The 18292-nt window shown below is 69.2% G+C and carries 17 protein-coding genes; 11 read left to right on the plus strand and 6 right to left on the minus strand.

The genetic code is table 11. The annotated features are described in order from the left end of the window. The first annotated feature begins 1 nt into the window (after position 1). Positions 2-928 carry a CopD family protein gene (locus FE263_RS19245; protein ID WP_138327657.1) on the plus strand — a complete coding sequence of 309 codons (927 nt, stop codon included), beginning with the start codon at positions 2-4 and terminating at the stop codon, positions 926-928. Here the strand turns inward: FE263_RS19245 and FE263_RS19250 are convergent. Genes FE263_RS19250 through FE263_RS19260 form a run of 3 tightly spaced genes read right to left on the minus strand, consistent with a single transcriptional unit; the run spans position 925 to position 4183 of the window. Beyond that, complete coding sequence (locus tag FE263_RS19250; protein WP_138327658.1) at positions 925-1509, minus strand: cupin domain-containing protein; 585 nt, start codon at positions 1507-1509, stop codon at positions 925-927. The genes FE263_RS19245 and FE263_RS19250 overlap by 4 nt on opposite strands. Then, entirely contained in the window at positions 1506-2834 is a 1329-nt protein-coding gene (locus FE263_RS19255; RefSeq protein ID WP_138327659.1) for an MFS transporter, read from the minus strand. The genes FE263_RS19250 and FE263_RS19255 overlap by 4 nt, the downstream gene beginning before the upstream one ends. Beyond that, positions 2834-4183, minus strand: coding sequence for an NAD(P)H-dependent oxidoreductase (locus FE263_RS19260; RefSeq protein WP_138327660.1), 1350 nt, complete (start codon positions 4181-4183; stop codon positions 2834-2836). The genes FE263_RS19255 and FE263_RS19260 overlap by 1 nt, the downstream gene beginning before the upstream one ends. 201 nt (positions 4184-4384) lie before the next feature. Here FE263_RS19260 and FE263_RS19265 point away from each other — a divergent pair, with 201 nt between their 5' ends. Further along, positions 4385-5890, plus strand: a complete 1506-nt coding sequence (locus tag FE263_RS19265) for a peptide MFS transporter (protein WP_138327661.1) — start codon at positions 4385-4387, stop codon at positions 5888-5890. Between the two features lie 36 nt (positions 5891-5926). Further along, the gene (locus FE263_RS19270) at positions 5927-6178 is read left to right on the plus strand and encodes a hypothetical protein (RefSeq protein ID WP_138327662.1); all 252 of its coding nucleotides are present in this window, start codon (positions 5927-5929) and stop codon (positions 6176-6178) included. Between the two features lie 19 nt (positions 6179-6197). On the opposite strand, the gene FE263_RS19275 is transcribed toward FE263_RS19270, so the two are convergent. Both FE263_RS19275 and FE263_RS19280 read right to left on the minus strand, forming a co-directional pair. Continuing rightward, the gene (locus FE263_RS19275) at positions 6198-7559 is read right to left on the minus strand and encodes a DUF1232 domain-containing protein (RefSeq protein ID WP_171034226.1); all 1362 of its coding nucleotides are present in this window, start codon (positions 7557-7559) and stop codon (positions 6198-6200) included. A gap of 35 nt (positions 7560-7594) precedes the next feature. Next, positions 7595-8956: a purine-cytosine permease family protein gene (locus FE263_RS19280; RefSeq protein WP_240759952.1), complete on the minus strand. Its 1362-nt coding sequence runs from the start codon at positions 8954-8956 to the stop codon at positions 7595-7597. Between the two features lie 145 nt (positions 8957-9101). On the opposite strand from FE263_RS19280, the gene FE263_RS19285 reads away from it, so the two are divergent. The 5 genes from FE263_RS19285 to FE263_RS19305 all read left to right on the plus strand — a co-directional run bounded on the left by FE263_RS19285 (position 9102) and on the right by FE263_RS19305 (position 14090). Continuing rightward, a complete protein-coding gene (locus FE263_RS19285; RefSeq protein ID WP_138327664.1) occupies positions 9102-9344 on the plus strand; it encodes a hypothetical protein in 243 nt (80 codons plus the stop codon). A 3-nt stretch (positions 9345-9347) separates the two neighbouring features. After that, positions 9348-10082, plus strand: coding sequence for an SDR family NAD(P)-dependent oxidoreductase (locus FE263_RS19290; RefSeq protein WP_138327665.1), 735 nt, complete (start codon positions 9348-9350; stop codon positions 10080-10082). A gap of 149 nt (positions 10083-10231) precedes the next feature. Beyond that, positions 10232-11818 carry an FkbM family methyltransferase gene (locus tag FE263_RS19295; protein WP_138327666.1) on the plus strand — a complete coding sequence of 529 codons (1587 nt, stop codon included), beginning with the start codon at positions 10232-10234 and terminating at the stop codon, positions 11816-11818. A gap of 24 nt (positions 11819-11842) precedes the next feature. Continuing rightward, entirely contained in the window at positions 11843-12868 is a 1026-nt protein-coding gene (locus FE263_RS19300; RefSeq protein ID WP_138327667.1) for a glycosyltransferase family 61 protein, read from the plus strand. Positions 12869-12941: 73 nt separating this feature from the next. After that, entirely contained in the window at positions 12942-14090 is a 1149-nt protein-coding gene (locus FE263_RS19305) for a YihY/virulence factor BrkB family protein (RefSeq protein WP_205880460.1), read from the plus strand. Between the two features lie 82 nt (positions 14091-14172). Here FE263_RS19305 and FE263_RS19310 read toward each other — a convergent pair whose 3' ends face one another. Continuing rightward, positions 14173-14949: an SDR family NAD(P)-dependent oxidoreductase gene (locus FE263_RS19310; protein WP_138327669.1), complete on the minus strand. Its 777-nt coding sequence runs from the start codon at positions 14947-14949 to the stop codon at positions 14173-14175. A 100-nt stretch (positions 14950-15049) separates the two neighbouring features. Here FE263_RS19310 and FE263_RS19315 point away from each other — a divergent pair, with 100 nt between their 5' ends. Genes FE263_RS19315 through FE263_RS19325 form a run of 3 tightly spaced genes read left to right on the plus strand, consistent with a single transcriptional unit; the run spans position 15050 to position 18244 of the window. Further along, entirely contained in the window at positions 15050-15745 is a 696-nt protein-coding gene (locus FE263_RS19315; RefSeq protein ID WP_171034227.1) for a gluconate 2-dehydrogenase subunit 3 family protein, read from the plus strand. Next, positions 15720-17423 (plus strand): GMC family oxidoreductase, encoded by a 1704-nt coding sequence (locus FE263_RS19320; RefSeq protein WP_205880461.1) that lies wholly within the window; start codon positions 15720-15722, stop codon positions 17421-17423. Before FE263_RS19315 ends, FE263_RS19320 begins: the two co-directional genes overlap by 26 nt. Beyond that, entirely contained in the window at positions 17420-18244 is an 825-nt protein-coding gene (locus FE263_RS19325) for a sugar phosphate isomerase/epimerase family protein (protein WP_138327672.1), read from the plus strand. The genes FE263_RS19320 and FE263_RS19325 overlap by 4 nt, the downstream gene beginning before the upstream one ends. Positions 18245-18292 lie beyond the last annotated feature (48 nt).

Consider the following 18292-nt stretch of genomic DNA (forward strand, 5'->3'; position numbering starts at 1 on the left):
GATGCCCGACGGCGGTCTCGGACTGGTCCTGGCGAGGGCGCTGTTCGTCGCCGGCCTGCTGTCGCTCGGCGGCGTCACCGTCTTCGCCGTTCTGGTGGCCCGGCCGGCGCTGGCGTCGGTGCCGCCGGACGAGGCCGCCCGGGTCTGTCGCATGCTGCGGCAGCTGGCTCGCGGCAGCCTCGCCCTTGCCGTGGTCACGCTGCTGGGCTGGGTGGTCCTGCAGGCGGCCGACATCGCCGACGCGAACGGGCCGGCACAGGCGCTGGCGGCGTTGCGGCCGGTCCTGCGGGAGACCGCGTTCGGCCATCTTGCGCTGCTGCAGCTCGCGGGCCTCGGGGCGACCGCGGCCTTGCTTCGCCTGGCCGGATTGTCCGGATGGACGGCGCTCGCGGCACTGCTCGATGTCGCCCTGCAGGCCGGCCATGGCCATGCGATGGCGATGGGCGGCGTCGCCAGCCTGCTCTGCGCCGCCGATATCCTGCACCTGCTCGCCGCCGCCGGCTGGATCGGCGGCCTGCTGCCCCTGCTGCTGCTGGTCCGGCTGGCCATCCCGGCCACCGCAGCGCAGGCGGCACGCTGGTTCTCGCCGATGGGACGCATCTGCGTCGTGGTGCTCGCGGGTTCGGCGCTGGTGCAGGGCTGGGTGCTGGTCGGCGGCTGGCACGCCCTGGCCGGCACTGCCTATGGCGTGGTGGTGCTGGTCAAGGCGACGCTCTTCCTGCTGCTGACGGCGCTCGCGGTGCTCAACCGCTACCGCCTGGCCCCGGCCCTCCGGGGAGCGACGGCGGACCAGGCCCGTCGCCACCTGCTGGCCGCCATCCTGGTGCAGACCGCGCTCGGCTTGCTCGCCGTGCTGGCTTCGGCCTGGCTGAGCGGGCTCACCCCGGGCATGGATATGGGACAGGCAATGTCCGCCGCGAGCGGCTAGAGCGGAAGCAGGCCGCGGTCCCAGACCAGCCTCGCCCGTCCCGGCAGGTCGTCGGCTGTCAGCACCGGAATGCGCAACGGCTCGAGATCGCCGTCCCAGCGCTCGTACTCCGTGGCGCTGGCCAGGGTTCCGGTGGCGGCGGTCGGCGCGAACGAGGTCGGCTCGGAATAGACATAGACCATCAGGAAGCGACCGTCCGTCCTGCTGCCGTCCGGCAGCGCGAGGCCGGACGGGCAGGCGGTCCAGGTGTGCGGCACGCCGGCCGGGATATCGATCAGCGAGCCCGGCGCCACCACCGTCAGCTCGCCGTTCAGCTCGACCAGGCCGGCGCCGTTGAACACCAGGATGCGCTCGGGCAGCAGCCGCCCGTCGTCGCTGATGTGCACGTGGCGCGGCAGCCGCACCGCCTCGCTGAACGGGATGAAGCCGAACTGGCCGCGGAAGCCCGGGCCGGCCGGGTCCGCCGTCCCGCCATGCAGCTCGTGCATCTCGAGCGGCATGTCGGGGAACGGCGTGCGGATATTCGCGCCCGCGCCATGCGTGATCCGGCAGCCGTTCGGAAGTGCCACACCCAGGGTCATCGGATCTCCTTTCGCGTGCGCAGGCGTTCCTGCGAGCCCGGCACCGTCCAGACCAGCACCGCGCCGAGCGCCATGAACGTCGCCACCGCGACCAGGCCGGCCTGCTGGCCGCCGGTATGCACGTTCAGCCAGCCGACCATCCATGGCGACATCATTCCGGCGAGGTTGCCGATCGCATTGATCAGCGCGATCCCGACCGCCGCCGAGGTGCCTCCCAGCAGGGTCGCCGGCACGCCCCAGAACAGCGACAGCGCCGACAGGATGCCGACCGTCGCCACGCTCAGCAGCGCCACCGCGCCGGCCGGGCCAAGCGATGACAGGCCGCTGAGCGCGAAGGCGACGGCGCCGACCAGGAGGAAGCCGGCGAAATGCAGGCGGCGCAGGCCGGTGCGGTCGGCGGTGATGCCGCTCAGGACGATCACCGGCATCGCCACCAGGTAGGGCACCGCGGACACCCAGCCGATGGTCGCCACGTCGCGGATCCCGGAGGCGCGTATGACCGAGGGCAGCCAGAAGCTCAGGCCGTACAACCCAACCAGCTCGCAGAAATAGACGCTGGCCAGCCGCCACATGCGGCCGTCGAGCAGGAAGGTCCGCAGCCCGGCATGGACCTCGTACGGCGACGCGCCGGCGGCGAGATCCTCCTGCACCGCCCGGCGTTCGGCGTCGGACAGCCAATGGGCCTGCTCCGGCCGGCTGGTCGCGAAGCCCAGCAGCACCAGGCCGACCAGCAGCGACGGGATCGCCTCCAGCACGAACAGCCACTGCCAGTCACGGAACCCGGTCGAACCGGCGAACGCCTTGAGGATCATGCCGGAGAGCGGACCGCCGACGATCCCGGCCAGCGGCACCCCGACATAGTAGGCGCCCAGGGCGAAGCCGCGGCGCGCCGGCGGGAACCAATAGGTAAGGTAGAGCATGATGCCTGGCGACAGGCCGGCCTCGGCGAGGCCAAGCAGCAGCCGGGCGACGTAGAACTGCGCCGGCGTGTGGACCAGCGAGGTCGCCGCCGAGATGACGCTCCAGACCACCATGATGGTCGCCAGCACGACGCGGGCGCCGTAGCGCTGCAGCAGCAGGTTGCTCGGGATCTCGAACAGGAAGTAGCCGATGAAGAAGATGCCGGCGCCGAACCCGTAGGTGAGGTCGCTGAAATGCAGGTCCGACAGCATGCGCAGCTTGGCGAAGCCGACATTGACGCGGTCGACATAGGCGCAGCAGTAGCTCAGCACCACCAGCGGCATCAGGCGCAGGGTGATGCGGCGATAGGCGGTCCGGCGCGGATCGCGCGTGGCCGCCGCGTCGCCGATCGGACCCGCATCCATCAGCCGGCGCGCCGGCGGAACATGTCTTCCATCTCGCGTCGCACCTGGATCGCCTGGCGGGTGGCGTCGTACTCCACATCGTCCCAGCCGATGCCGTCGCCCTCGGCGATGTCCCGCCTCAGCGTCATCCCGTGCGCCAGCCCGATCGGCACCAGTCCCTCGCGGAGCGAGTCCGATGCGCGCCGCAGCTTGCCGTAGACGGTGTAGCCGCCCTCGCCATCGAGCGTCTCGCCGGCCCGCAACGCGCGTTTCGCAGTCGCGGCCACATCGCCGCTGAACGAAGTGGTGGCGCCTGTCGCCTCGCCGCGCACGCCGATGCTGGCGACCGAGGTGCCGAGCTCCAGGCCGATCAGGTGGTAGGGGCGATACATGGCGGCGAAACGGCCGCCCGGGTCGGTGCGCAGGCCGTACTGCGAGAAGCAGTCGCGCACGTACTCGTTCGGCGCCTCGATCACCACGTACACGCCCCAGCGCAGGTCGCGGAACACCGGGCGGCCGTCGCGCTCGAGCGAGGACACCACCTCCACCGTTCCGCGCCCGGCAAGGATGCCGCCCTCCTCGCGCGGACGCAGCAGCAGCGGCAGGTCGTCGACGCCGCAGGCCGGGAAGGCGAGGCCGTCGGGCGGCGGCGCCAGCTCGCAGGCGTTGGCGACCGCCGCCATCTCCAGCGCCGACTTGGTGCCGTCCAGGAAGGAGTTGAACATCTGCGCATTGAAGTCGCCGGTGGCGAGCTGCGCCTCGGTGAAGCCGTAGTGGGTCCAGACGGTGTCCGGCGTGGAAGCGTGGTAGGCCGGAAGATGCCGCGTGCCCTTGCCGGCGCAGACGATGTCGAAGCCGACGGTGCGGGCCCAGTCGACCAGCTCGGCGATCAGCGCCGGCTGGTCGCCGGAGGCCATCGAGTAGACGATGCCGGCCTGGCGGGCGCGCTCGGCGAGGTACGGCCCGGCCAGCACGTCGGCCTCGACGTTGACCATGACGATGTGGGTGCCGTGCTCGCAGCACAGCAGGGCGTGGCGGATGCCGGCGGCCGGGCTGCCGGTGGCGTCGATGACGATGTCGACATGCGGGCTCGCGATCATCGAGGCGGCGTCGTCGGTGATATGGGTGGTGCGGTCGGATGCGGCCTGTCCGAACGAGCGCGCGCGATAGCGGTCGGCGTCCCAGCCGACCCGGGCCAGGGCCGCCGCCGCCCGTGGCGGCGACAGGTCGGCGACGCCGATCAGGTGTACCCCGGGCGTACGGTGCGCCTGCGCCGCATACATCGAGCCGAACTTTCCGGCGCCGATCAGTCCGACGCGGATCGGTCTGCCTTCCGCCTCCCGGATACGCAGCGCGGCGATGAGGGACATGGCCTGATCCTTCGGCAAGCGTGGACGGACATTCGCGATCCATTGCCGCCTGCTGACAACAGAGGTTTTTTCACGGGTTTCTTGAATCAGATTCATGCATAGCCGCCGCCCGGACTGCGCCGCGGCCGGCCGGCCCGTGGCCTAGTTGCAAATTCGTGGCATCCGGGCGAGTGATCGCCGACCTTCAGCCCGGACACACGCATGCACGCCCCTGCCATCCCGCAGCCGCTCGCACCTTCGACGGTGACACGCACCCAGTCCTTCACCGTCGTCCTGCTGATCGAGCTGTGGGAGCGGTTCGGCTACTACGGCATGCAGGCGATCCTGCTGCTGTTCATGGTGCAGCAGCTCGGCTTCTCGGACGCCCGCTCCAACCTGCTGTGGGGCGCCTTCGCGGCGCTGACCTATGCGGCCCCGGCGGTCGGCGGCTGGATCGGCGACCGGGTGCTGGGCTCGAGACGGACCATGCTGCTGGGCGCCATCACGCTCACCATCGGCTACCTGCTGATGGCGTGGCCGACCACCGGGACGGTGCTGCTGTATGCCGCGATGGGCACCATCAGCGTCGGCAACGGCCTGTTCAAGTCGAACGCCGCCAACATGGTGCGGCGGATCTACGAGGGCGACGACAGCCGGCTCGATGGCGCCTTCACCATCTACTACATGGCGGTCAATGTCGGCTCGACCGTCTCGATCCTGCTGTGCCCCTGGCTCAAGGACCGGTACGGCTGGCACGTCGCCTTCGGCATGTGCTGCGCCGGCCTGGTGCTGGGCCTGGTGAACTACGCCATCATGCACCGGCGCGTCGATCACATCGGCTCGGTGCCGGATGGCCAGCCGTTGCGGCCCGCACTCCTCGCCGCGATCATCGGCGGCGCGCTGGGGGCGATCGTGGTGGTCGGCTTCGTGCTGCAGCATGCCGCCGTGGCCCGCGCCTGCGTCTGGCTGGCAGGCGCCGCGGTGGTGGCGATCTGGATCTGGACCTATGCCCGGAGCGCCGCCAGCGAGCGTCCCGGCCTGCTGATGATGTACCTGCTCACCGTGCAGTCGATGGTGTTCTTCATCTTCTACCAGCAGATGTCGACGTCGCTGACGCTGTTCGCGCTTCGCAACGTGCAGCTCGAGTTCAACCTGGCCGGCGTCGCGCTGTTCCACTGGTCGGCCGGCCAGTTCCAGGCGCTCAACCCGATCTGGATCATGCTGGCGAGCCCGCCGCTGGCCTTGCTCTACAACCGCCTCGGCGCCACCGGCCGGGATGTCTCGCTCGCAACCAAGTTCCTGCTCGGCTTCGCCTGCGTCGCCGGCGGGTTCCTGGTCTGGTGGCTGTCCTGCCGGTTCGCGACCAGCCCGCTGATCTCGCCCTGGGTGATGGTGTGGGGCTACGGCTTGCTGTCGCTGGGCGAGCTGCTGGTCAGCGGCCTCGGCCTCGCGGTGGTGGCGCGCTACGTTCCCGGCCGCATGAGCGCCTTCATGATGGGCGCCTACTTCGTCTCCACCGGGGTCGCGATGTATCTCGGCAGCGCGGTCGCCAACCTCGCCGCGGTGCCGGATCTGGGAGGCGCCGCCGATCCGGCGCAGAGCCTGCCGATCTACACCACCCTGTTCTTCCGGCTGTTCCTGGCGGCCTGCGTCGGCACCGGTTTGTTCGCCCTGCTGCTGCCGGTCAGCCGCAAGCTCGACCGGGCGCACAACTATGCCACGGCCTGAGGCGTTGCCCGGCACTCATCCAACTAGGATATGCCGATGTCATCCAGCACCGCCCTGCCCAGGCGCCTGCTTGCCGCCGCCTGTGGCCTGAGCCTGGCGATGCTTGCCGGCTGCAACGGCTCCACCCCTCCCGAGGGACCTGGCCAGAGCGCCGCGTTGCCGGCGATGCAGCCGGGACCCACCAGCGTCGGCGCCGCAGGCCTCGGCCCGGCCGGCCAGAATTCGGCGATCGGCTCCGGCAACCTGGCAGACCCGATGGTTGCCGGCCCCGCGCCCGGCCTGCACTGAACAATCGCCGGGGCGGGCGTCAGGCATCTATCTCCGCCCCCGTTCCCGGCCGTAGCCGTGCCAGGCGTCGATCGGCGGAGCGATACAGCATGATGTCGAGCCGCGTCAGGGCGGCAAGCTCCGCCTCGATGGCCTCGGTCATCGGCTCGCGCGGACTGGCCGGCGTCGGTCGCAGCGCCTTGAGTTCCAGTTGCGCCTGGACGTTGACCGCCGGGGTGCGGGCCGGTGGCGTGAAGCCGAGGGTATCGCCGAGCAGCGCCAGGCTCTCGGTGAGGCGCTCCGAGATCCCGACGAAATCCAGCCGGCGCATCGCCCGCTCCGCCGCGGCCAGGGCCTGGTCGGGCGCCGCGTCAAGCGGATCGCCGGTCCCGGTGACATAGAGGCCGGTCAGCCGGCGGACATAGAGGTTGTCGATCTCGTTGCGCAGCGCCGGATCGCGCAGGCGCAGGAAGTCGAGCAACCCGTGCTCGCGTGCCAGGCAGACCGGCCGTTCCGTTGCACCGGAAGTAGCCCGCCAGAAGTAGTACAGCGACAGGATGCGCTGGCGCGGATCGCGCAGCAGGCAGAAATGAAAGCCGGCTTCGTCGCCGTCGAGCCGGCGCAGCGACGGCAGGTCGTAGTGGCCCCAGACGAATTCCGCCCGGCGATGCGCCGCCGCCAGGGCCGCGAAGCGCTCCGCATCGATGGCGGTAATGGTCTTGAGCGCACCCTCGGAATGGATCTGCAGCGGATGGAACTGGGATTGCAGCGCTACCACCAGCGACGATCCGGCGGTCTTCTCGAGGTGCAGGAACCGCAGCTTCGGACCGCGCCAGACAGCCAGCAGGTTGCCACGCATCTGGGCATCGCTGAGTGCGATCCCGGCATTGCCGGCGACGACCGGCCGGCCGTCGCCCGGCCGGGAACGCTGCCCGGTCACGGCGCTGAGCAGCATGCCGCGGCCGAGCAGGGGCGCCGCCGCCGGGACGTAGGCGGCAGCGCGCAGCAGGGGCGGTAGCGAATGGCCGGTGGCGGCAAGCCCGGCCAGGAAGGCCTGCTGCTCAGGCGGATCCGGCCAGCGTCCCAGCATCAGCCGCAGGATGAAGCGGCCCGGTGCGCGGGCGGCCGCCGCCTGGCCGATCGAAGCGAGGATGCCGAGCCCGGCCCGGGTCAGGCGGGCCAGCACCACGGCGCGGCCGGGAATTCCAAGCAGCAGCAGCAGCGCGGCGGCGGCGCCTGCTACCGGCAGGCCATAATTATCCGCGTGCCCGACATAGGGCAGCCGATCCGGGATCAGGTCGATCGGTTGCAGGGGATAGGAGAGGCCGAACAGCATCAGCAGCTTGGTTGCCGGAGAGACGTGCGGGTCGAGCAGGCGCAGGATCGGTGTTGGCAGGGACATGCTGCGGACCTCTTGCATCAGGCCCATAACCGTATTCAGGGTTCGTGCCGAGCGCCGTTGTTGTTACGCTTATTTGCACTCAGCATGTAAAGTGCTCCAGCTGTAACAAACCCGACATAGTAGCCGACATCCGCCCCACCCAGCAGGCGGGCGACCGGACCGGTATAGGTGTCGCTGACGGAGAACAAGGCGATGGTGACCACCGCCGTGACGACGAAGATGGTCGCAGCCGGCGTCCAGCCGCGTGGCACCTTCCGGTGGCCGCCGCCGACCAGGTACCAGTCGGCCAGCACGATGCCGATGAACGGCGCGATCCAGTACAGCGTCACCACCAGGTAGTTGGTGTAGAGCTCGGCATAGCGTCCGGCGCCGAACACCGCGAGCAGGTAGCCCAGCGTCGCGGTGGCGATCGCCGCCAGCACACGGGGGACGCGGATGCCCGCCGAGATGAGGCTGTAGCTGGCGGTGTTGTCGTTGAACGAGTTGCCGCTGATCGACGACAGCGCGATCGCCGCCAGCACTACCGGCCCCAGCCCTCCGGCGGCGTGCTGCAGGCCGGCGATCACCGCGGTGGGCGACGCCTCTCCGACGCTGCCGGCGGTGACCAGGCCGAGCAGCTGGAACGGGATGGCGGACGCCAGCAGGGCGGCGAACGACAGCCGCACCACCCGCTTCGGGTCGGTATCGGCCGGCAGGTAGCGCGTGTAGTCCGAGGAGTAGGTGGCCCAGGACAGGTTGAAGCTGGCCAGGATCGCCACCGCGAGCAGGAATGTCGGCACGGTGAGGGTGGCCGGGGCATCCGCCGGGTGCGGCAGCAGTGCGCTGCCGGCGCGCAGGAAATCCAGGCCGCCGATGACCGCGAACGTCACCAGCAGCAGGCCGCCGAGGTATTTCTGCAGGCCCTGCACCATGTCGTGGCCGTAGATGCTGGCGATCATCTGCAGCCCGGCCAGCACCGCAAGGGCCAGCCAGAACGGGGCTGCCAGGCCCGCGAGCGCCAGCAGGGCGACCAGGGCGGCGGCGGCCGGCACGTTGTTCACCGCGTCCCAGCCGATGCAGTAGATCCAGTTCAGGAACGACGGCAGCCTGATGCCGCGCCGGCCGAGGACCTGGCGCGACGCCTCCATCTGCGGCAGGCCGGTCACCGGTCCGATGGCGGCGGCGAACGCGACCGGGAGGGCGCCGATCAGGTTGCCGAGCAGGATCGCCGCGATGCCGCTGCCGAGGCCGAGGCCCAGATGCACCAGCAGCACGCCCACCACCCAGCCGCCCGGACCGAGATTGGGCGAGAAATGGCTCCAGAACACGCGGTCGAGCCGCATCGTCTTCAGCGCGTTGGGTACCGGCTCGGTGACGGTGGCGGCGGACACGCCCTCCATGGCGAAGAACCGGCCCATGTGCGCCCCTGCCTGCCGGTGGCCGCCCGATGCTGCCCCCGCTGGTGACCGAGCATGCCGCGACACGCGCCCGCTGTCTCGCCACCCGTTGCGGGGCTATGCTGGCGGACACCCAGGTTGCGGCCATGGCCGAAGGACACAGACGATGCCGGCGACGCCGCAGATCATCTACCAGCCCTATCTCGCCGGTAAGCGCGGAGCCCTGCAGGCGGGGGTCGCGATCGTCTGCCGCACCCAGGAGGAAGGCCTGCTGCGTGCCGAAAAGGCGATGAACGGCGGCTCGATCGTGGGCGCGCGTGTCGTGCGGGTCTGGCACGATGCCGAGGCGGACGAGTTCGGCGATCCGGAATTTCTCGGCACCGTGGGCCGGGTGCCGGACGAGGGCTAGCAGATGGGCTGCGCGGTCGTCATCGGCGCCTCGGGGGGCATCGGCGAGGCGCTGGTGCGTGCGTTGCTGCGACGGCCGGAGTTCGTGGCCGTGGTGGCGTTGTCGCGCGCAGGCGCCGCACCGGCCGATGTCGTCTCCGATCGCCTGATCCGGGGCCGGATCGATCTGCTTGACGAGGCCAGCATCGAAGGCGCGGTGCAGGGGCCGGTCGCCGCCGCCGGCTCGCCGCCAACCCTGGTGCTGGTCGCGACCGGGCTGCTGCACGGCGAGGGCGTCGGCCAGCCGGAGCGCAGCTGGCGATCGCTCGATGGCGACGCGCTGACCCAGGCCTGGCGGGTGAATGCGGTCGGTCCGGCGCTGGTCGCCAAGCACATGCTGCCGCTGCTGCCGCGCACCGGTCGCAGCGTGTTTGCGGCGCTGTCGGCGCGTGTCGGCAGCATCGGCGACAACCGCCTCGGCGGCTGGCACGCCTATCGCGCCTCGAAGGCGGGCCTGAACATGATCCTGCGCAACCTCGCCATCGAGCTTGCGCGCAGCCGGCCGGAGGCGATCTGTCTCGGACTGCATCCTGGCACGGTGGCGACCGGCCTCAGCAAGCCGTTCCAGGCGGGTGTTGCGGACGGCAAGCTGTTCACGCCGGAGTTCTGCGCCGAAAGCCTGCTGTCGGTGTGCGCGGGAGCAATACCGGCACAGAGCGGCTCGGTGCTGGCGTGGGATGGGTTGGTGGTGGTGCCCTGAACAAGGCCGGCTCCTGCCGCCGGCGTATCGGTCCGTTGTTGACGCTCGATCCGTCACGGTGGCAGGATGACTTGGTCGTTGCACGATAAAGCTCTGCGACTTGCGGCGTTCTAGGATCGTCCTGTGTCAGGCTTCCCCGCATCGGCGCCATGAGCAGAAAGCGATGTGCCGTCGTCCTCGTCGTCAAGGATGAGGCTGCCGACATCGCGTGCTGGCTGGCCTGGCATCATATCCATCGCTTCGACACCTGCATCGTCTTCGACGACGACTCCACCGATGGGACCTGGGAAATCCTCGAGCATGCCGCAGGGGTGCAGGATATCAGGCTGTGTCGCACCCCCGGCTCGAGGGAGATATTCTTCAACCTGCGGCAGCAGATGGCCTACCGCATCGCGCTCCAGCTCTACGCGGACGAGTTCGAGTGGATCGCCTTCTTCGATGCGGACGAATATGTCTCGTTTTCCGCCGGCCTCGATCTCGCAGGTTTTCTCGACCGCTTCGACGACGCCGACGGGATTGCCATCAACTGGTGCAACTATGGCAGCAGCAACCACGCCCTGAAACCGCAGCTGCCGCCGGTCGAGGCCTATACCTGGCACGGCGACATGCAGCAGCCGATCAACCGGCACGTGAAAAGCATCGTGCGACCGAATTCGGTCGGGCCGCACTGGCTGAACATGCACGCCTTCGACATCGCGCTCGATCGCTATCGCGACGCGAGCCACAACCGGTTCACCTGGGCCAGGCAACCCGGCATCATGAGTTCATCGCCAGACTGGTCGGTTGCCAAGCTGATGCACTTCCAGTGCCGGAGCATGGAAGATTTCCTCGCCCGCCTGCGCAAGCGGCCCGATCTGCCTCAGGGGTCCAACCTGTGGCGCGGCTACGACGTCAACCAGGTCGAGGATCGCGCACCCCTGCGGCTTCTGCCTGCGCTGCATGCGCAACTCGCCCGCATCGCCGTCCCGGGCCGCCATGTTCCGCCGGCGCGGCCGTTCCGCAAGGAGACAGTCATGTCAGACGACAGCTACCAGGGACTGATCATCGACATCGGCGTGTCGGAGGGAAACGATACCGCCTATTACCTGGCGAAAGGCTTCCGGGTCATCGCGGTCGAGGCGGATCCGGAGCAATGTCGGGCCCTGCGCGACAGGTTCGCCGCCAGTATCGCCACCGGCGCGCTCCTGTTGTTGAACTTCGCCGCCGGCGAGCATTTTGGAGCATCGCTCGAGATCTTTGTCCATCGCGTCCATCAGGGCATTTCCGGGATCGCCAAGCGTGCCGAAGTCACCGACGATTATGCGCGCCATGCGGTCACGACGATCGACTGGCGCACCCTGACCGCCCAGGCGGGCATTCCGCGCTATCTCAAGATCGACATCGAGGGAAACGAGCAGGCCTTCCTGACCGGCTTCCTTGCGCAGGGCGGTGTCCCCGAGTTCATTTCCGTCGAGTGCCACCTGCTCCAGCCGGTGGAGATGCTGTTCGAGGCCGGTTATCGCCGCTTCCGGCTGGTCGACCAAAAACCGGCGGGCGGCCTGCAGCTGCCACCTCGACAACTCGAGGGCAAGGCGCTGGCGTTCGCGGATTTCACGCATGCAAGCGGCCCGTTCGGGCTGGACCTGTTCGCTGACGGGATCTGGACAGATCTCGAGGACTTCAAGGCAGCCTGGACCGAGGCCCGTCCGCGGATGTCACGCACCTGGTTCGATTGCCATGCCTGGAAGCCGAGCTAGCGAAGACAGGAACAAGACATAGTCATGCTGGCGAAGTGCGAAAGCGTCCACGGTGGCCATCTCCTGGTTGTCGAAGATCCATCGAGCCGCCAAGCCCTCGACATCAGCTTCTATCCCGGCGCCCCTGGCGAGACACACCTGTTCCACAGCAACGGTCGCGCCGTAGCGGAAGGTGTCACGTATCTCGGCCTGCTGGGGCCGCATACTGCCCAGGGCGTTCTTCAGCGCATACCCGAACCCCTTGATCCAGCTCCCGGCGACTTCTCCTACATCTATGCCGGCTCGCTGCACGAATGGCACTATGGACATTTCCTGCTGAGCGGGTTGCCCCGGCTCTGGAACATGCGCGCGGTTATCGATGACACCACCCGCCTGGTCTATTGCGGTGACCGGTCCCCCGAGGAATTGTTCCGGATCCCGTTCCTTGCGGATATTTTCTCCGCCCTGGGTTTGGGTTCCCATCACCTCATGCGTTTTCCCGCTGGCGCCCGCTTCAAGCGCATCACGGTCACGGCGCCGAGTTTCGAGGAGAACAACCTGGGCCACCTCGCCTACGCACGCCTCTGCAACCGCATCGGCGACATCCTCACCTTGAACCTGCCCTCAAAACCAAGTCGGCGTCCGCTTTATCTGTCGAAGCACAAGGTGCAACGGGGCGTGTCACGGGTGGTCAACGAAGGTGAGGTGGTCGACGAGTTGGTCCGCCTCGGAGCGGACGTCGTATGCCCGGAGGAGTTGTCAATCGCAGAGCAGGTGCAGCTCTGGCGTGATCGCGCCGTCGTCTATGGCTTCATCGGATCAGCCTTCCATACCGGCATCTTCAGTCGACGGCCACGCTGCGTCGTCCTGAACTCCGGTCCGATGGTCTGGTCGAACCAGCTGATCCTCGATTGCATCAACGGTGCCAGCGTCGACTATTACTATTCGACCGCCGGCATCATCAACGCCGGCAGGAACGGTTCCTTCGGCAACAACTTCACGCTCAGTAACCCGGTCGATCTTGCCCGGGCGCTGCTGGAGCGGGCGCAGGCGGCATGCGAGGAGACCTGATTTCGGAAAGGAACCACCGGACCCCTCGGATGCTCATCGTTCGATGACGCGATCGACCGAACAAGGGAACACCATGCCTGCGAGCATCCGTCCGACGCTGCGCCACGTTGCCATCACGCTGCTGACTGCGCTGACCGCGGCCCTTGCGGCACTGGCGGCTCGCGGACGCTGGGGTTCGCGCCGCCCGGAGGTGCTGGCTGCTCCCGGGCCGGTCGAACGGGTAGCCCATCAACCAGGTGACGGGCGACCGGATGCGCGGCAGGCTGCCGGTCGACCGGACGAGAGCGAAGCGCACCCAGGCCGCGGCGCCGACAGTCCCACCGAGATCCCGCCGCGCGGCTGGCTCGAGATCGCCAAGCGGACCTTCCAGCAGATCGGCGAGGACCGGGTGATGGACGAGGCGGCGTCGGTCACCTTCTACACCCTGCTGGCGCTGTTCCCGGCGATGGCGGCGCTGGTCTCGCTCTATGGCCTGGTCGCCGATCCGCACACGATCTCGGAGAACCTCAGCGCAGTCTCCGGCTTCGTGCCGGGCGGAGGCGTGCAGATCATCAGCGACCAGCTCAAGTCGCTGACCTCGGGACCACCCAAGGCGCTCGGGTTCGGCGTCATCCTCGGGCTCGCGACCTCGCTCTGGAGCGCCAATGCCGGCATCAAGGGCCTCTTCGACGCGCTGAACGTGGTCTACGACGAGAAGGAGGAGCGCAGCTTCATCAGGCGCACCCTCATCACGCTGGGCTTCACGATCGGCGCCCTGGTGTTCCTCATCCTGGTGATCGCCGGCATCGTGGCATTGCCCGCGGCGCTGAACTTCGTCGGCCTGCAGCAGACCACGGCGATCCTGCTCAAGCTGGCACGTTGGCCGATCCTGCTGGTGATGCTCGCCTTGCTGCTGGCCTGCGTCTACCGCTACGGCCCGAGCCGCCGCCCGGCGCGGTGGCGCTGGGTGAGCTGGGGCAGCGCGCTTGCCACCGTCGTCTGGCTGCTGGTCTCGTTGCTGTTCTCGTACTACGTCGAGCATTTCGGCAACTACAACAAGACCTATGGCTCGCTCGGCGCCGCGGTCGGCTTCATGACCTGGATCTGGATCTCGTCGATCGTGGTGCTGTCGGGTGCCGAGCTGAACGCCGAGATGGAGCACCAGACCGCCCGCGATTCAACCCACGGCGCCGAGAAGCCGATGGGTGCACGCCGGGCCAGCATGGCGGACAAGGTCGCCTGAGTGTTCCCTGGCAGACGGGTGGCATCGGAACAGGCGCCCCGCGGCATTCGGTGCGTGAGAGACCCTCGGGCCCCGGGGCCTCCTAGGCCCCGGGAAGCGTCACGCCGCTGAGGCGCGCGCAGGCAGCCAGCAGCATGTCCTGTCGCACCGGATCGTGCACCGCGCCGCTCGGCTTGCGCGGCTGCATATGGAAGAAATACCCGCCGGACACCTCCGTCCCGGGCTCACCGCCGGCTGCCAGCCAGGCCTGGGTCCGCGGGGCCGCGTCCAGGTCGCCGGTGGCATGCGATCCGCCCATCTTCGTCGCCACCCAGCCGGGTTCCAGCGCGTTGCTGCGCACCTCCGGCCAGCGCCGGCCGACGGCGTTGGCCAGCAGCACGTCGTGCAGCTTGGTGTCGGAGTAGGCCTGGTTGCCGCGCCATGGCCGCGTCTCCCAGTTCAGGTCGGCAAGGCTCGCATCGCCGCGACGATGCAGCTCCGAGCTGACATACACCAGGCGCCGGGGCCTGTGGATCAGCGCCGTCAGCAGGTAGGGCGCCAGCGTGTTGACGGCGAACACATGCGCCAGCCCGTCCTCGGTCTCGATGCGCCGGCGCTCCCGGAAGCCGACCGCGGCATTGTGGATCACCGCGTCGAAGGCGCCGAGGGCATTGACCTGGGCGGCGACGTCGCGGACCTGGCCGATGCTGGAGAAATCACCTGTGACGACGGCTTCGGCCCTGGGAAGCGCCGCGATGGCGTCCCGGCTGCGCGCCTCGTTCCGGGCGTGCAGGACTACGGCATGGCCCTGCTCGATCAGCAGCCGCGCGGCCAGAAGTCCCAGGCCATCCGATGATCCGGTGATGAAGATACGCGCCATGTTCGAGCCCCCGGGTCCTGCAGATCCAAGGTGCAACTCCGCACAGGCCTTCGGGCTGCCCCTTGCATTGCGGCGGAGCATGATCGAGCCTGATGCCGTGATGAACGCAACAGCCACCGGCACATTCTTCACGCCGGCGCAGCGCCGGACGGTCGCCGCGGCGATGGCGCGGATCATCCCCTCCGACGCCACCCCGGGCGCCGCCGAGGCGGGCACCATCGATTTCCTGGAGCGCTACCTCTCGGGCACCGGGTTCGTCTATGCGCGGCCCGACGGCAGCGGCTTCGAGACTCTGACCGGACGCAGCGAGCAGGCCTGGCGCAGCCGCATCGAGACCATGCGCGCGAAGTATGTCGAGGGCATCGCCGGTCTCGATGCGCGCAGCCGGCGATCGCATGGCGGCGTCTTCGCGGACCTCGAGCCCGGGCAGCAGGACGAGGTCCTGCGCGCCGTTGAGCGCCGGGATGGCCTGCCGGACAGCACGCTGTCGCCTGCGTATGCGATCGGTGGCCCGTCCGCCTCGGGCCCCGCGCTGCAGCAGACCAGTACCGAGGTCGATCTCGACTTCTTTGCGCTTCTGGTCGCGCATACGCGGCAGGGCTTCTACGCAGACCCGATCTATGGCGGCAACCGCGACCATGTAGGTTGGCGCGTCATCGGCTTCCCCGGGCCGGCCTCGCTCGCCGAGGTGCATGCCGGCCGCTACTCCACCCTCGACTGGTTTGCCGACGGGCACACGGACCCGTCGCCCGAGAAGCGGGAGGCGCATCGTGGCGTCGACGGTCGGAACTCGTAGCAGCGGACCACGTGCAGGCAGGCCAGAGCGGGCCGAAGTCTGCATCATCGGTGCCGGAGCGTCCGGCGCCACCGCCGCCAAGGTGCTGACAGAGGCCGGGGTGCGCGTGGTCGCACTCGAACGTGGGCCCTGGCGCAGGCGGGAGAGCTTCGGCGGCGACGAGCTTGCCAACATCAACCGGTACAACCTCTGGCCCGACCCGCTGCTGAACCCGCGCACCGCCCGCACCTCGGCGAGCGAGCCGGCTAGACGCGAGCTGTTCTGTCCGGTGCCGCAGATGGTCGGCGGCGGCACGGTGCACTGGCAGGGCTGGCTGCCACGTTTCACGCCGGACGATTTCCGCCTGCGCAGCGTCGCCGGCGCGTTGCCGGGGACGACGCTGGCGGACTGGCCGATCAGCTACGACGAGCTCGAGCCGTACTACGACCGCGTCGAATGGGCGTTCGGCGTCTCGGGCCTTGCCGGCGCGAACCGGTTCGAGGGGCCGCGCAGCCGGGGCTATCCGTGCCGGCCGATGCCGATGTCGCGCTATGCCGCCAAGTTCCACGCGGGCTGTGCCGAGCTTGGCTGGAACTCCTTCCCGACGCCTCAGGCGGCGCTTTCGGAGCCCTTCGGGGTTCGCCCGGCGACCGTCATCAGCGCCTTCGCGCAGCAGCATGGCGACCCTACCGGCACCCGCTCCAGCGCGCTGAACGTGTTCATCCCCGACGCGGTCGCCTCCGGGCGCTACGACCTGCGTCCGGACTGCATCGTGCGCGAGCTGACCCTGGACGGCGCGGGCCGGGTGAAAAGCGCCCTCTACGAGGATGCCGAGGGTAACCTGTTCGAGCAGGAGGCGGATGTCTTCCTGCTGGCCTGCGGCGCCGTGGAGACGGCGCGGCTGCTGCTGCTGTCGAAGTCCGGCCGGTTTCCGGATGGCCTTGCCAACGGCAGTGACCTGGTCGGGCGCAACGTCACCTTCCACGAATACAGCGCCGCGGTCGGCGTGTTCGACGACCCGGTCTATGCCTGGGCCGGCGGCGGCTATGTCAGCGCGTCGAGCTTCCAGTTCTACGGTCACGACGCGCGACGCGGCTTCGTCGGCGGCGGCCATATCGCGGCCGCCGGAGTGGGCATTCCGCTGCCGATCAACTGGCGCCTTCCCGGTGCGCCCGCCTGGGGTGCCGAGGCCAAGCGGATCGACCGCGAGGCGTTCAACCACTCGATGGCGGTCGCCATGGTGCTGCACGACATGCCGCAGCACGACAACCGCATCGATCTCGACGACGCGGTGGTGGATGCCTGGGGGCTGCCGGTGGCGCGGGTGACGCTTCGGCCGCACCGCAACGACCTCGACCAGGGCCGCTACCTGATCGACCGCAGCGCGGAGATCCTCGAGGCCGCCCGCGCCTCCAGCGTGACCAGGGTCTATGCCGACCGGGTGACCGGCAACTGCTCGCACCAGCACGGCACTGCCCGCATGGGCGGCGATCCGGCCACCTCGGTGCTCAACCGCTGGTGCCAGTCGCACGAGGTGGACAACCTGTTCGCGGTCGACGGCTCGTCGTTCCCGACCGCGACCGGGGCCAATCCGACACTCACGATCATGGCCAACGCCTGGCGCGTCGCCGAGCACATCGTGCGGCAGCGCGGACGGTTCGGGGCGGCCACCCGGACGGCGGCGAGGGCGACGGCATGAACGAGTGGCGCTACGCCTACCACGCCAACTGCTGGGGGCCGCTCGGCGGCAACGCGGTGGGAGTTACCTCCATCGCGCAGCTCACCTACCGCACCTTCGGCGACATGGCGCTCGCGGCGCGCGAGATCGCCGCGGCCGGCTACGCGGGCATCGAGTTCTTCGACGGCAACATCCTGGACGGGGAGGCCGACGATCATGCCGCCCTGCGCGCCACCCTGGAGGAAACCGGGCTGCAGCTGGTTGCCGTCTACGGCGGCGCCAACTTCATCTTCGGGGACATCCTGGACGAGGAGCTGGACCGCATTGCGCGCGCGGCCCGCGCGGCGCAGGCGCTGGGCGGCGAGCATCTGGTGGTCGGCGGCGGCGCCACGCGGGTGTCCGGGCTGCGCCACGGCGATTTCGAATCGCTTGCACGCGGCCTCGACCGCGTCGTGACGATCGCGCGCACCTGCGGCCTGCGCGCGCATTATCACCCGCATCTGTCGACCATCGTCGAGGGACCCGAGGCGGTGCGGCGCATCCTCGCCATGACCGGGATCGGGTTCTGCCCCGACACCGCGCATCTCGCGGCCGCCGGCGGCATCCCGGCCGAGATGGTGCGCGAGCACGCGGACCGCATTTCCTACATCCATCTCAAGGGCTGGCGGCGCGAGCCGTTCACCTTCACCCCGGTGGACGAAGGCGATTGCGACAACGCCGCCGTGCTGCAGACGCTGAAGCAGATCGGCTATCGCGGCTGGATCACCAACGAGCTCGACCTCTGGCCCGACCCGGTGGACGGCGCCCGGCGCAGCCTGGCGTTCGTACGAGGACACGCCTGAGGATCGGGGTCCCGGGCTCCCGGGACGCGGCCCTGCCAGCCCGGGGCC

The organism is Lichenicoccus roseus (assembly GCF_005844085.1).
In the GTDB taxonomy this organism is placed as follows: Bacteria; Pseudomonadota; Alphaproteobacteria; order Acetobacterales; family Acetobacteraceae; genus Lichenicoccus; species Lichenicoccus roseus.